Source organism: Sphingomonas sp. (assembly GCF_964263785.1).
Classification (GTDB): domain Bacteria; phylum Pseudomonadota; class Alphaproteobacteria; order Sphingomonadales; family Sphingomonadaceae; genus Sphingomonas.
Genome location: NZ_CAXVWL010000070.1, coordinates 1 through 13928, shown reverse-complemented (window position 1 = coordinate 13928; position 13928 = coordinate 1). Strand labels below are relative to the sequence as shown.

The window sequence follows — 13928 nt, the reverse complement described above, 5'->3', positions numbered from 1 at the left end:
CCACCCGGCCACCCACAGAGTATCCTGAATGGGTGGCCGGGTGGGGGAGCGGGCCGGCGCCGCCCCTTGGGCGTCAGCCCGCAAGAGACGCACGGCGCAAATCGCGCGCCTTGGTCAGGATCACGTCCTCCAGCTTCTGCGTCGTTGCCGCCTGCACCGGCGCGGCGACCCACTGCCCGCCCTGGTTGACCTGGCGCAGCGCCGCGACGCGCACCGCATCGGCGCGCAGATCCTGGTCGAGGATCGAGACGGTCACCTTGATCCGCTCGGCGGGCGAGTTCGGGTTGACGTACCAGTCGGTCACGATCACCCCGCCGTTGGAATCGGTCTGCACCAGCGGCATGAACGACAGTGTGTCCAGGCTCGCGCGCCACAAATAGCTGTTGACCCCGATCGTCGTGATCTTCGACGCGGCCAGATCGGTGCGCCCCGCCTTCTTGCTCGCGCACCCCCCGAGCGTCAGCGCCAGCGCAGCGGCGGCGAGGATCGGCAGCGTGGCCGGCGACGGGCGGTTCATGGATGTCATCCTGCGATCAAGCCTATACGAAGAGCCACCGCCTCTACAGCCGGGCCGGTTTTCCCGCAAGCCGCAGCGCCTCGGGCGCACTCCTGTGTGCCGGATGCAACACCTGTGATTAATCGTCGCGCGCCGGTGTTTGCGCCGTCCGGAATCATGCTAGGCGCGTTGGTGAAGAGAGACTCGGGCGGCAGTCAGAGTCCGGGTCGGAACGGGGAATATCCGTAGGGTGTCGAAGCAGCGGATCATGGCAGGGCTGGCTGCGGGGGCGATCGTCGCCTGCGCGATCGCCGTCGTGCCCGCGTCCGGCGCCACCGATCGGGGGCAGCGCGTCGCACGCCCCGCACCGGTCGTGCGTTTGGGCGGCACCTTCACCCCAGCCGCTGCCGATCCTCGCCTCGCCGCGATTTTCGCGCGTAGCGGCCTCGCCGACGACGGCTTCCGCTTCACCCCCGCGCAGAGCCGCAGCGGTGGCCACGCGATCACCGTCGCGGTTCGCGCCCGTACCAATCGGGCGGTCGATACACAGCGTGTCGCCGCCGCGGCCCCTTCGGCCGCGGTCGGCCTGGCGCCGATCGCCTACAATCTGGGCGTCGCGGTCGGCTGGAAGCGGTTCGCGGTCTCGGGCGACGTCCGCCGTGTGGATGCGGGCGTTCAGCCCGGCAGCCGCGAAGCCTTCGATCTCGGCCTCAGCTACACCGGCACCCGCTTCGGCGCGCGCGTGAAGGCCGCCGCGGACCGTCCGCTCGACGGCTCGGCAGCGGTCACCCCCAGGATGATCGAAGGCGTCCCGACCTATTCGGTCGACGTCGGCGGCTCCTATTCGCTGACCCGCAACCTCGCGGTCACCGCCGGCGTCCGCTACCGCACCGACCGCGAACGCCTAGCGCGCATCGCCGACGACCGGCGCGACAGCCAGGCGGTGTATGTGGGGACGGCGTTCAGGTTCTAGGCGCAGGGCGGCTTGCGCCAAGCTGGCGCAAGACTCACGCAAGCCCGGCCGGCGGGGCGAAGCTCCCGACCGACGGCGCGGCTTTGCCGCGGCGTGACGTGACCGAGGCCATTATATCCTCACGCAATCGGCTGCTTCCTCCCATAACGAGTGTGGTATCGATGTTCGTCAGAGCGGACCGTTTGGCATCGCTGCGATGAGTCCACCACCGGCCTTGATGCAAAAATCAAGAGTTTTGCATCAGCGCAGCGGCGCAAAACAGCCGGGAGGCTGAAGCCTAATTGCGGACCTTCGCTAACGGTGGAACAAGGTGAAGATGATCAAGGGCGCGCGACCTGCGGGGAAACACATTTCTGGATTCCGCCCGTTAGTGCCCTCAAGGGCGACCTACTGGCTATGGTTTGGCTTGGCCGTCATCCTTGTATTTGGGATGTTTGCCTACCTGATCTGGGCACTTTCTCGCGGCTTGTTGAGCTGGAACGAACTCTGGGCGATTGAAAGCAACTATGTGATCGGCGGGAGCATCAGTCTTGTCATTGGACTGGTGTTCCGCTGGCGATGGTTGAGCAAGATGAACGCCCTTCGCGCCTACGAAGAGATGCTTGCATGAATCGCATCGAGGAATGGCAGCTAACTCCACTCTGAGGCCCTTGTGATGCAAAACTCACAAGTTTCGCATCTGCCATATACAGTTGAATAAACGTCCACTTAGCTCATGCAAAAACCTGATGCGTTGCCGGCGCGCTTGCAACGGCAGCTTTGCGAGTTGAAAGCCTGAAAGCCGCTAAACCGCTTACCAACAGTCTGCGGATCGACCTCGATCCAACCACCCATCGATCCCCGCCCACCCCGCAAACCCCTGCAACCCCCGCCACCGCCGCGCATCCATGCCCCCCAGCGCCACCGCCCCCACCGGCAACCCCCGCACGATCGCCCGCGCCCGCCGCACCCCCAGCCCCTTCGCCCCCGGATGCGTCCGCGTCGCGAACACCGGCGACACGAACAGCATTCGCGCACCCTTGCGCACCCCGGCCACGCCCTCGCGCCGGTCATGCGCAGGCGCGGTCACCGGCCGGGGCCCGCCATGCCGCGCAGCCCAAGGCAGCCGCTCCCCCGCGACCACCAGCACCAGCCGCCGCGCCACCGCCACGCTGCGCACCCGCCGGAACAGCGCCAGCCGCTCGGCGCGGGGCGTCGTCAGATGCCGGAACACCACCCCGCCCCCCGGCGGCACCCGCGCCAGCGCCGCCCAGAGCTGGTCGCCCATCCGCTCGTCGGTCATCAGCCAGGCGGTGGGCACACGCTTCACCAACATCCTCCAACACCATGATTTGGGCTGCTGCCTCAACAAATCCTTCGTCACCCCGGACCTGTTCCGGGGTCCAGGGTGCCGCACGCGCTACCTTTCCGGCCTCTTGCCATCTCGCTTGCCGCCGGCTGGACCCCGGAACAAGTCCGGGGTGACGATTGTGGGAACGGCGTCGGCCTACACCAGGGTTCCGGACACGCATTCCGCCCCCTATAGCTCCCGCATGAGCCACCCCCAACTCGCCGACATCCACGCCCGCATCGCCAAGGCTGCAACCCTCGCGAACCGCAAGCCCGAAGCGACGACGCTCATCGCCATTTCCAAGACCCACCCCGCCGATGCCATCCTCCCCCTGCTCGACGCAGGCCAGCGCCATTTCGGCGAGAACCGCGTCCGGGAGGCACAGGCCAAATGGCCTGCGCTGCGCGACCGTTACGACGGCGTCCAACTTCACCTGGTCGGCCAGCTCCAGTCCAACAAGGCCGACGACGCGGTCGCCTTGTTCGACGTCATCCACGCGGTCGACCGCCCCTCGCTCGTCGCCGCGCTCGTCCGCGCGATGGACAAGAGCGGCAAACGTCCAAGCTGCTTCATCCAGGTCGACATCGGCGACGAACCGCAAAAGGGCGGCTGCGCGATCCGCGACCTGCCCGCATTGCTCGCCTCGGCCAAGGACCTGCCGGTCGCCGGCCTCATGTGCGTCCCCCCTGCGGACGTCGAAGCCGCGCCTTATTTTGCGCTGCTCGCTAAACTCGCCCGCGACCACGGCCTGACGGGCCTCAGCATGGGGATGTCTGGCGATTTCGAGACCGCGGTCATGCTCGGCGCCACCCACGTCCGCGTCGGCAGCGCGCTGTTCGGCGCCAGAGCGCAGGTGGCGGCATGAGGTTCGACGCGCTCCTGTTCGACTTCGACGGCGTGCTGATCGAGAGCGAATATATCGGCAACCGCCAGATCGCGCAGTGGCTAACCGCGGAGGGGCACCCGACCACCCCCGAGCAGTCGATGGCAAACTTCATGGGCCTGTCGGGCCCCGACTTCCACGCCGCCATCGAACGATGGATCGGTGGATCCATGCCGCCTTCTTTCCGGGAAGCCCGCGCCGCAGAGGACGCCCGGGTCATGGCCGAAGGCATCGCGGAAGTCGCGGGCGCAGCCGCCTTCGTCCGCGCGCTCCCGCCCGAACTCCCCTGCGCGGTCGTGTCGTCGAGCTCGACCCGCTGGATCGCCTGCCACCTCGACCATCTCGGGCTGGAGGATGCGTTCGGCACACACATCTATAGCGGCAGCGAGCACGTCGCGCGCGGCAAACCCGCACCCGATCTCTACCTCCACGCCGCCGCCGCGCTCGGCGTCGACATCCGCCGCTGCGCGATCCTCGAGGATTCGCCGGTGGGCGCGACCGGCGCGGTCGCCTCGGGCGCCTACGTCATCGGCCTGTGCGCAGGCTCGCACTGCGGCATAGGCCATGCCGATCGGCTGAAGGCGATCGGCGTCGACACGGTCGCGCACAATTTCGACGAGGTGACGGCGCTGCTCGGCTGAAAGCCGCTGTCCTACACGCCCGCGATGTGCATGATGCCACCTGCGCCACGGCACCGCTCTTTCCCATCGTCGCAGACGTATTCCGCATCCACCGCATCCGGTTACCGGCGCGCGCAAAGTTCGCACCCCGCGCATGCCGTCTATGCGCGAAGTTAGAGAAGTTTCGCCGCCGCGCCGGACCGCGCATTGGCCTCACCTTAGCCTCACCTTCCGGTGCCGCCGCGCTCAGAATTGATGCCCCGTCCGGTCGCGCTTGGTCTGGAGATAGCGCGCATTATGCGGGTTGGCGGGCAGCGCATGCGGCACCCGTTCGACCACAGTCACGCCCGCCACCTCCAAGCCTACGACCTTGGCGGGATTGTTGGTCAGCAATCGCACTCGGGTTTGCCCGAGCAGGGTCAGCATCCGCGCCGCCACCCCGAAATCGCGCGCGTCGACCGCAAAGCCCAGCCGGGTGTTGGCATCGACGGTGTCGAACCCCTGATCCTGCAAGGTATAGGCGCGCAGCTTGTTGACCAGCCCGATCCCGCGCCCTTCCTGTCGCAGATACAGCAGGATGCCCCAGCCCGACGCCTGAATCGCGCAAATCGCGGCATGCAGCTGCGGTCCGCAGTCGCATTTGAGGCTGCCGAGCACGTCCCCGGTCAGGCACTCGCTGTGCAGCCGTACGAGCGGGGCCTCACCGTTGGGCTGGCCGATCAGCAGCGCGACATGCTCGTCGGCGCTCTCGGGCGATCGGAACGCGACGATCTCCGCATCCTCCGCCCCTTCGACCGGCAGCCGTGCGCGGGTCGCCAGTATCAGCCGACCGGCGTCCTCGTGCGCATCGATGTCGTCTGGCGCAACTTCGACCTCCGCGTCGCGCCCACTTCCCGTTGCCTTGACAAAGAAGGCGGGCAGCAGCCCCGCGATCCGCGCCAGCCGCAAAGCCGCCGCGGCCGCCTCGGGATCGGCGATCGGCAAAGCGCGGAACGGCCCCTTCATCGGCGTCGCCAGGTCGAGCGCCGGATCGGCGAGCGCGGTCGCCGCGGCAAAGTCGATCCACGGCGCGCGCTCGACCAGCACCGGCGCATCGGGGTCGGCGGCGGCGAGCTGGTTCGCCAGCTTCAACGTCACCGCCCGCCCGGAAGATATGAGCACATCGGCGCACGCGTCGGGATCGAACGCCGCCAGCCGCCCCGCGTCGCCGGTCTCGACCGCCAGCAGCGTCAAGCCCCGGATCGCGATCGGCCACCCCCGCCGCAGCGCGTCGATCGCCCGTGCCGCGGCCCGCGGGTCGCTCAAAACCCGAACTCGGTCATGATCGGCACATGGTCCGACGGCGACAGCCAGCTGCGGCAATCCTCGAACACAATGTGCGCCGTCGCCGCCGCCGCGACATCGCGCGTCGCCCATTGATGGTCGAGCCGCCGCCCACGGTCGTTCCTGGTCCAGTCGGCCGATCGATAGCTCCACCACGTGTGCAGCCGTGCCGGCGCCGGATGGAAATGCCGCCCCAGGTCGACCCAATCGCCCGCCGCCTGCAACCGGTCGAGCGCCTCGACCTCTACGGGGGTATGACTGACCACCTTGACCAGCGCCTTGTGGCTCCACACGTCCTCGGGCAATGGCGCGATGTTGAAGTCGCCGACCAGGATCGTCGGGCAGCTCAGCGCCGCCGACCACCGCGTCATCCGCTCGACGAAATCGAGCTTCTGACCGAACTTCGGGTTCACACTCCGGTCGGGCACGTCTCCGCCCGCGGGCACATAGACGTTCTCAAGCCGCACCCCGTTCGGCAGTCGCACCCCGACATGCCGCGCCTCGCGGTTCGCCTGCCAGTCGAAGCGGTCGTCCTCGGCAATCGGTATGCGGCTCAGGATGGCCACCCCGTGATGCATCCGCTGCCCGTGGATCACGTGGTGCTTGTACCCCAGCGCACGAAACGCATCGGCGGGAAAGTCCGCGTCGACGACCTTCGTCTCCTGCAAGCACAGCACGTCTGGCTCGGCTTCGCGCAGGAAGCGCTCGACGATGGCGATCCGGAACCGGACCGAATTGATGTTCCAGGAGGCGATCTTCACGGGGGCGACTTAGGGGGTTTCGGCGCCGCGGCAAAGCATGTCCTGAGTGACTGCCTTGCAGGCAGTCGAAGGGCCGCGTCGTCGGTCGAAGCTGCGCTTCGCCGTCCGCGCTTTTGGCGAGTCTTGGGGCACGATGCCCCAAGACTCGCCAAAAGCAAAGGCCCCCGCTCCGGGGGCATGGAGCGAGGGCCGACCTGGCGTTCGTCACGCAGGCAGGACATAAGGTGGGCTCGGGCAACAGGGGGAAAATCCCGAACGCCTCACATCCGCGAGTGGGGCTCTAATCCCGCCAACCTGTCGCACGGATGAATGGCGGTCAGTTTCGACGCGTTGCAGCGCGCGGTTCGTTGAAGCGAAAGCTGTTGTCGGCGACCGGAGTGTTGAACCGCTGATTGGCCAGCCGGATCGTCGTGCGATTGCCCTGGCTGTCGAGCGCGACCCACCCCTGCAGCATCAGCCCGGCCGGCGCCGACGTCTGGCGCGCGAAGACCAGGGTGATGCGGCCATATTCCGGGTGCCTGGGATCGCGCGCCTCGACCGACACCAGCCGGCTGTCCCCGCCCGGGACGATGCTGGCGAATCGACTGAGATCACGGGTCGGGTCGAGCAATACGCCGAGCGGCGAATTGGCGATCGGCCAGCGCTGCTTCTGTCCGACCGAATAGTCCAGGAACCAGAGCGCCTTGCCATCACCGACGATCAGGATCGGCACGCCTTTCTCATATTGAAACCGGATGCGGCCCGGCCTCTTGAGCGTCAGCGTGCCGGTCAGCACCTTGCCGTCGCGATCGGACTGGCTGAAGCTGGCGGTCATCGTCTCGACCGAGCGCAGATGCGTCTGCACCGCGGCCAGATCGCCGGTCGCCTGCGCGGCGATCGGGGCAGCTGCGACGAGCGCGAGCGGAGCAAGCAAAAGGGCGCGCGAACGAAACATCGACATCTCCTGAAGGCGAGCAATGGCCAATCGGCGTTGAACCCGCGGTGAACCCGCTAGATCGCGTGCCCCTCGGCGTCGCGCAGCACCTCGCGCCGACCGACGTGATCGGGCCGCCCGACGATGCCGTCCTTCTCCATCCGCTCGATCAGCCGCGCGGCGGAATTGTAGCCGATGCGCAGCTGGCGCTGGAGCCAGGAGGTCGACGCTTTCTGGCTCTCGCACACCAGCTGGATCGCGGCGCGATATTGCTGGTCCTCCGCCGAATCTTCGCCGGTCGGCGCGCCTTCAAGCGCGAAGCCGTCCTCGGGCTCCTCCGTAACCGAACTGATGTAATCGGGCCGGCCTTGCGAGCGCCAGTGATCGGCCACCGCGTGAACCTCGTCGTCGCTGACGAAGGGTCCATGGACTCGGATGATTCCCTTGCCGCCGGGCATGTAGAGCATGTCGCCCTTGCCCAGCAGCTGCTCGGCGCCCTGTTCGCCCAAGATCGTGCGGCTGTCGATCTTGGAGGTGACGTGGAAGCTGATGCGGGTCGGCAGGTTCGCCTTGATCACGCCGGTGATGACGTCGACCGACGGCCGCTGGGTGGCCATGATGAGGTGGATGCCCGCTGCGCGCGCTTTTTGCGCCAAGCGCTGGATCAGGAACTCGACTTCCTTGCCCGCGGTCATCATCAGATCGGCGAGCTCGTCGACGATGACGACGATCTGCGGCAGCACGTCGTATTCGAGCTTCTCCTCCTCGTAGATCGGTTGGCCCGTGTCGGGGTTGTAGCCGGTCTGCACCTTGCGCCCCATCGGCTGGCCCTTGGCCTTGGCGGCGCGGACCTTCTCGTTGAAGCTCGCCAGGCTGCGGACGCCGACCGAGGACATCTGGCGGTAGCGGTCCTCCATCGTTTCGACCGCCCATTTCAGCGCGCGCACCGCCTTGGCGGGATCGGTGACGACCGGGGAGAGCAGGTGCGGGATGTCGTCGTACATGCTCAATTCGAGCATCTTGGGGTCGATCATGATCATCCGGCACTGGTCCGGGGTCAGCCGGTAGAGCAAGCTGAGGATCATGCAGTTGAGCCCGACCGACTTGCCCGATCCGGTAGTGCCTGCGACCAGCAGGTGCGGCATCGGCGCGAGATCGGCAATGACGGGGTCGCCGGCGATGTTCTTGCCGAGGATGATCGGCAATTGCGCGGCCTGGTCCTCGAAGGTCTGGCTGGCGACCAGTTCGTGGAGCGCGACCGATTCGCGCCGCTGGTTGGGCAGCTCGATGCCGATAACGTTGCGCCCCGGAATCACCGCGACGCGCGCGGAAATTGCGGACATGTTGCGGGCGATGTCGTCGGCGAGCGCAACGACGCGGCTCGCCTTGATTCCGGGATCGGGCTCCAGCTCGTACATCGTCACGACGGGGCCGGGGCGGACCTCGTTGATCGTCCCCTTGACCTTGAAGTCGTCGAGCACGTTCTCGAGCAGCCGAGCGTTGCGTTCTAGCGCGGCCTTGTCGACGACGCCCTTGGGCGCTTCGGGAGGAAGCGCGAGCAGGTCGATCGAGGGAAGGGTGTAGTTGTCGCGCAAGTCGAGCCGCGCCTGCGGCTTGGGCTTGGCCGACGGCGGCGCAGTCTGACGATCGGCGATGACCGGCGCGGGGCGCGGATCGGGGGCGACCGCGGCGCGCGGCTCGACCGGCTTGCGGGTCAGCGTCAGCGGCTCGTCGGCATCGTCGATCGTGTCCGCTTCGCGGGCACCGCGCCGCAAGCGCCAGTCGCGTTGCGGCAGTTCCAGTTCCAGGCTGCGGCTCCAGACGATCACGCCGGCGACCGCGACGATCACGCCGACCGCGCGTGCCCCCCACGTCGCGACCGTCGCATCGCCCGCGAACGCCAAGACCCAGCGCACGGTGCCCGCGACCGCCAGCCCGGCCACGCCGCCCCAGCCGGCGGGCAATGCCAGCACCGCAGAGTTGGAGACGAACGCCAAGGCGCTTGCCATCAGTGCGACCCCGAGCGTCGCCTTGCCGAGCATTCGCAGCCACTGTCCGCCGGGCAGGCCGCGCCACAGCCGCATCGCGACGATCGGCCCGACGGGGAGCAGCAGCGCAACCGGAGGGCCGAACAGGGTCAGCAGCAGATCGGCGATCCACGCACCCGGCGGGCCGATCAGGTTGCGGACGTCGCCACCCGAGGCGGTGTTGATCGCCGGGTCGCTTGGCCGGTAGCTGGCGAGCGCAAGCACCAGCGCCAGCGTCGCCGCGAAGATCGCTACCGCCGCGATCATCGCGCCGCTGCGCACCGCGCCTGCCTTCACCGTCTCGCGCCACAGGGCCGGCTGCGCTCGGCTCGCCATCGTCCATACCTTTTTCGCAAAATCGCGCCGGATTCATCGCCTTCTAGCATAAGGACGTCAAGGCGGCGTAGGAGAGCGCATGGACAGTGCATCACCCAAGCCGCCCCTAGTGCACCCAGACGTCATCATCCTCGGCGGCGGGCTCGTCGGCACCACGCTTGCCGTTGCCCTCGCCACCCACGGCATCGCCTCGGTCGTCGTCGACCCGGCCGATCCTGCGGTGACGCTTGCCCCAGCGTTCGACGGGCGTGCGTCGGCGGTGGCGAGCGCCAGTGGGCGGATGCTCGACGCGATCGGCGTCGGCGCGCGACTGTCGGGCAAGGGGTGCGCGATCGCCGCGATCCGGGTCAGCGACGGGCTGGAGTCGGGGCGTCTCGATTTCGTTCCCGATGCCGAGGACGGTGCGCTCGGCACGATGTACGAGAATCGCATCCTGCGCCGCACGCTGTTCGAGGCGGCGAGCAACGCGCCGCTGATCGACTTGCGGATGAAGACGCGCGCGGTCGATGTGGTCCGCGGAGTGGCAGGCGTCGTAGCGACGCTCGACGACGGCAGTACGATCGCGGCGCCGTTGCTGGTTGCCGCAGAGGGGCGCAACTCGCCGACCCGCGAGGCGGCGGGCATCGCGGTCGCACGCTGGCGCTACGCGCATGCGGCGATCGTCGGTGCGTTCCATCACGAACGCCCCCACGGCAATACGGCTTACGAGATCTTCTACCCCGGCGGTCCCTTTGCGTTGCTTCCGCTCCCCGACGACGACATCGGCCATCGCTCGGCGATCGTCTGGACGGTCGCGGGGGGCGATGCAGCGGGGATGATGAAGCTTGGCGACCGCGGCTTTCTGGCGGAAGCGAGCAAGAGGATGGGCGGCTTCCTGGGCACGCTCTCGGCGCCTTCGCCGCGGGCGAGCTACCCGCTCGGCTTCCACCACGCCGCGCGGGTCACCGCCGATCGGCTGGCGCTGGTCGGCGATGCGGGGCACGGCATCCATCCGATCGCGGGGCAAGGCCTGAACCTGGGGTTCCGCGACGTAGCGACGCTGGCCGAGGTGCTGGTGGAGGGTAAACGCCTTGGCCTTGACCTCGGCGACGCTGCCCTGCTCGCGCGGTACCAGCGCTGGCGCGGGCTCGACACGTTGATGGTGGCGGCGGCGACCGACACGCTGACCCGGCTGTTCGGCGTGCCCGGCAAGGCGGCGAGCGCGGCCCGGCGCTTCGGCATCTCCGCGGTCAACGCTATCCCGCCGCTCAAGGATCGATTCATGGCCGAGGCGCGCGGCGAGGCGGGGGACTTGCCGAAACTGCTGCAGGGCGTAACGGTGTAGGCGCGAAAGGTCACTGGAAGGTCACATCCTACAAGGGTTCAGCGCGCTATCCGAAGTTGTCGAAGTCGCCGCATATCGTGCGTTTTGCAATTCTGCGCCCGCGCTGACGTTGACACTGATTGACGCGTGGACGTGAGTCGATCGCGACCGATCGTTTCCGTTTCTGCACCGATGAGAAAGAGCAAGGCGATCCGCCACGGATGATGAACGAGCCGAGCGCTGTAGGACAGGTCTGATGTCGGCTTGCGCCCAAAGGTCACACTGTCGCGCATGTCGCGCCGCCAACGCTTCTCGTATTCCGCCTTCGTCGGGAGTTGATGGCGCACGAGGGCGGCCTGCGCGACGACGGGGGGAGGGCAAGGTATCAACGGTTGAAAGAGCGAGCGCAGTGCCGAGCCGGGAAATACCGTGCACGGGCGCAGGCTTGTAGGACAGCGCTTTCGCGCACGTCCGCTATCACCCAAAGCAGGAAGCCGCGGGCCACGGGCGGTGAGCTATGGGGTTTTCAGGTTTTGCCCGGTTGCGAGGCGCGAGCGACGGCTGTCGAGACGCGCATCGGTGGTCAGGAACAGGGTCGCGAGGGGCGGTGTCCGGGGTGGATATCGCCTATGACCGAGGCTTGAAGTTGGCACGGGTGCGATCGGCGGTGTTGCCAGCGCGCGCGACATCGTCGCCGGAAGCGCGCGGACTGCGCGGCGGAGCGAGGACAAGCCATGCCGGGTCATGGCGCGATGGTCTCGGTCGAAGTGGTGCCGTGCGGCGGGGCGCGGGGCTGCCGCCAGCGTTCGAAGGTCTCGATGACGATCATGAGCCCGCCGCAGCATGGGCATGGTGGCCTGATGTCGTCTGGTTCGACCAGTGTATCCGCCCCGGCGGGCGGCGCGACCCCGAGCAGCTGGCGGACGTGGTCGAGTTGGCCCTTGCGGTTCGAGCTAGCCAGCAGGCCGTAGTGGCGGATGCGATGGAAGCCCTTCGGCAGGACGTGGAGTAGGAAGCGACGGATGAACTGGTCGGCGGTGAGCGTCATGCTCTGCTGCCGGTCGGGACCATCGCGGCGGTAGTCCTTGTAGCGGAACGTGACCCCCGTTTGGTCGAAGCGGATGAGCCGGCTGTTCGAGATGGCGACCCGATGCGTGTAGCGCGACAGGTAGGCGAGCACCGTCTGCGGCCCGGCGAACGGCGGCTTGGCGTAGACGACCCAGCGCTTCTTCCGAACCGGCGACAGGTGGCGCAGGAACACGCGCCGGTCGGCGAGATGCGCGAGGCTGCCGTAGAACGCGAGCCGCCCGGCATCGTGCAGCGCGACCAGCCGGGTCAGGAACAGGCGGCGGAAGAGCTTGCCCAGCACCCGCACCGGCAGCAGGAACGCGGGGCGCGACGAGATCCATCGGCTCCCGTCCGGCGACAGCCCGCCGCCCGGCACGATCATGTGGATGTGCGGATGGTGGGTCATAGCCGACCCCCATGTGTGCAGCACCGCAGTGATACCGATCCGCGCGCCGAGATGCTTGGGGTCGGCAGCGATCGTCGTCATTGTCTCGGACGCCGCCTGGAACAGCAGGCCGTAGACCGCCGCCTTGTTCTGCAGCGCGATGTCGGCAACCTCGGCCGGCAGCGTGAAGACGACGTGGAAGTAGCCGACCGGCAGGAGGTCGGCTTCGCGCTCGGCGAGCCAGGTTCGCGCGGCGGCACCCTGGCACCGGGGACAGTGCCGGTTGCGGCAGGAGTTGTACGCAACCCGCCAGTGGCCGCAGTCGGTGCAGGCCTCGGTGTGGCCGCCCATGACAGCGGTACGGCAATGCTCGATCGCCGACATCACCTTCAGCTTGTCGAGGCTCAGGTGCCCGGCATGGACGATCCGGTATCCAGGACCTGCGGCGCGGAAGATGTCGGCGACCTCGATAGAGGGGCGCATGCGGCTCAGCCGGCGGGCGTCTTCCCTGCCATCAACGCCATCAACTGGTCGAGCGGGCCGGTGACCGCGCGGATCGTACGCGTCGCGACCTTGGTGTAGAGCGCGGTCGTCTCCAGCTTGCTATGGCCGAGCAGAACCTGGATCACGCGGATGTCGACGTCCTGCTCGAGCAGGTGGGTGGCGAAGCTGTGGCGCAACGTGTGTGGGCTGACGCGCTTGCGGATCCCGGCTGCGTCGGCCGCCTCGTGAACCGCGCGGTGGAGCTGCCGCGTCGAGATCGGGTCGGTGTAGCTGCGCCCAGGGAACAGCCAACCATGCGGGAGGAGCACGCTGCGTCGCTTGCCCTCGCGCCACCACAGCCGCAGCAGCTCGAGCAGCTGGGGCGAGAGCATCGCATTGCGGTCCTTGCGACCCTTGCCCTCCTCGATGCGGATCAGCATCCGCTTACTGTCGATGTCGTCGGCCTTGAGGTGTGCGACCTCCGACACGCGCAGGCCAGCGCCGTACGCGACGCCGAGCGCCGCTCGGTACTTGATGCCCGGTGCCGCCTCCAGCAGCTTCGCCACTTCCTCGATGCTCAGCACATCGGGCAGCTTGCGGGGACGATGCGCCAGCACCAGCCGCCGCGACAGGTCGGGTCGTTCCAGTGTCACGCCGAACAGGAAGCGCAGTGCCGATACCGATCCGTTGATCGTGCCTTCCCCGACACCGTGCTCGCGCTGGTGAAGCTGGAAGCGCCGCACGTCTTCCGCGGTCGCGGTGTCCGGCGAGCGCCCGAGGAAGCCAGCGAAGGCGCGGACGTGACGGACATAGCCGTGCTGCGTCCGCGACCCCATGCGGCGCATCGCCATGTCGTCGAGCATCCGCTGACGCAGCGGGGTAACGGGCCGTTCTGTCGGTGAAGTTGTCATGGGAAGTTCCTCTCGTTGAAGGAACTCCATCGTCTGCCGCCGCTGCCGCAGGGCCAAACCTCAACGCATGCGCGCTACCTACCGCCGGGCACCCCTGCCGCGCAGCGGCTTCGTGC

13 protein-coding genes are annotated in these 13928 nt (G+C 67.9%); 5 read left to right on the top strand and 8 right to left on the bottom strand.

The features are described 5' to 3' along the window. Positions 1-73: 73 nt before the first annotated feature. On the bottom strand, positions 74-517 hold the full coding sequence (locus ACE5C1_RS09550) for a DUF3576 domain-containing protein (RefSeq protein ID WP_374943840.1): 444 nt from the start codon (positions 515-517) through the stop codon (positions 74-76). Positions 518-746: 229 nt separating this feature from the next. Between ACE5C1_RS09550 and ACE5C1_RS09545 the strand changes: the two genes are divergently transcribed. Then, on the top strand, positions 747-1469 hold the full coding sequence (locus tag ACE5C1_RS09545) for a hypothetical protein (protein ID WP_374943839.1): 723 nt from the start codon (positions 747-749) through the stop codon (positions 1467-1469). A 310-nt stretch (positions 1470-1779) separates the two neighbouring features. Then, positions 1780-2079 carry a hypothetical protein gene (locus ACE5C1_RS09540; protein WP_374943838.1) on the top strand — a complete coding sequence of 100 codons (300 nt, stop codon included), beginning with the start codon at positions 1780-1782 and terminating at the stop codon, positions 2077-2079. Positions 2080-2262: 183 nt separating this feature from the next. Here ACE5C1_RS09540 and ACE5C1_RS09535 read toward each other — a convergent pair whose 3' ends face one another. Beyond that, positions 2263-2778, bottom strand: coding sequence for a thiamine phosphate synthase (locus ACE5C1_RS09535; protein WP_374943837.1), 516 nt, complete (start codon positions 2776-2778; stop codon positions 2263-2265). Positions 2779-3001: 223 nt separating this feature from the next. Between ACE5C1_RS09535 and ACE5C1_RS09530 the strand changes: the two genes are divergently transcribed. Both ACE5C1_RS09530 and ACE5C1_RS09525 read left to right on the top strand, forming a co-directional pair. Further along, entirely contained in the window at positions 3002-3664 is a 663-nt protein-coding gene (locus ACE5C1_RS09530; RefSeq protein WP_374943836.1) for a YggS family pyridoxal phosphate-dependent enzyme, read from the top strand. Further along, positions 3661-4323, top strand: coding sequence for an HAD family hydrolase (locus tag ACE5C1_RS09525; RefSeq protein ID WP_374943835.1), 663 nt, complete (start codon positions 3661-3663; stop codon positions 4321-4323). The genes ACE5C1_RS09530 and ACE5C1_RS09525 overlap by 4 nt, the downstream gene beginning before the upstream one ends. A gap of 225 nt (positions 4324-4548) precedes the next feature. On the opposite strand, the gene ribA is transcribed toward ACE5C1_RS09525, so the two are convergent. From ribA to ACE5C1_RS09505, 4 genes are all read right to left on the bottom strand, one after another. Next, positions 4549-5607, bottom strand: coding sequence for a GTP cyclohydrolase II (ribA, locus tag ACE5C1_RS09520; RefSeq protein ID WP_374943834.1), 1059 nt, complete (start codon positions 5605-5607; stop codon positions 4549-4551). Beyond that, entirely contained in the window at positions 5604-6386 is a 783-nt protein-coding gene (locus tag ACE5C1_RS09515) for an exodeoxyribonuclease III (RefSeq protein WP_374943833.1), read from the bottom strand. Before ACE5C1_RS09515 ends, ribA begins: the two co-directional genes overlap by 4 nt. A gap of 316 nt (positions 6387-6702) precedes the next feature. Further along, positions 6703-7320: an outer membrane lipoprotein carrier protein LolA gene (locus tag ACE5C1_RS09510; RefSeq protein WP_374943832.1), complete on the bottom strand. Its 618-nt coding sequence runs from the start codon at positions 7318-7320 to the stop codon at positions 6703-6705. 56 nt (positions 7321-7376) lie between these two features. After that, a complete protein-coding gene (locus ACE5C1_RS09505; RefSeq protein WP_374943831.1) occupies positions 7377-9662 on the bottom strand; it encodes a DNA translocase FtsK 4TM domain-containing protein in 2286 nt (761 codons plus the stop codon). A gap of 79 nt (positions 9663-9741) precedes the next feature. On the opposite strand from ACE5C1_RS09505, the gene ACE5C1_RS09500 reads away from it, so the two are divergent. Further along, a complete protein-coding gene (locus tag ACE5C1_RS09500) occupies positions 9742-10986 on the top strand; it encodes a UbiH/UbiF/VisC/COQ6 family ubiquinone biosynthesis hydroxylase (protein ID WP_374943830.1) in 1245 nt (414 codons plus the stop codon). A gap of 721 nt (positions 10987-11707) precedes the next feature. Here the strand turns inward: ACE5C1_RS09500 and ACE5C1_RS09495 are convergent. Together ACE5C1_RS09495 and ACE5C1_RS09490 are read right to left on the bottom strand one after the other, a co-directional pair. Further along, positions 11708-12901 carry an IS91 family transposase gene (locus ACE5C1_RS09495; protein ID WP_374943829.1) on the bottom strand — a complete coding sequence of 398 codons (1194 nt, stop codon included), beginning with the start codon at positions 12899-12901 and terminating at the stop codon, positions 11708-11710. 5 nt (positions 12902-12906) lie between these two features. Beyond that, positions 12907-13812 (bottom strand): tyrosine-type recombinase/integrase, encoded by a 906-nt coding sequence (locus tag ACE5C1_RS09490; RefSeq protein ID WP_374943828.1) that lies wholly within the window; start codon positions 13810-13812, stop codon positions 12907-12909. Between the last annotated feature and the right edge of the window lie 116 nt (positions 13813-13928).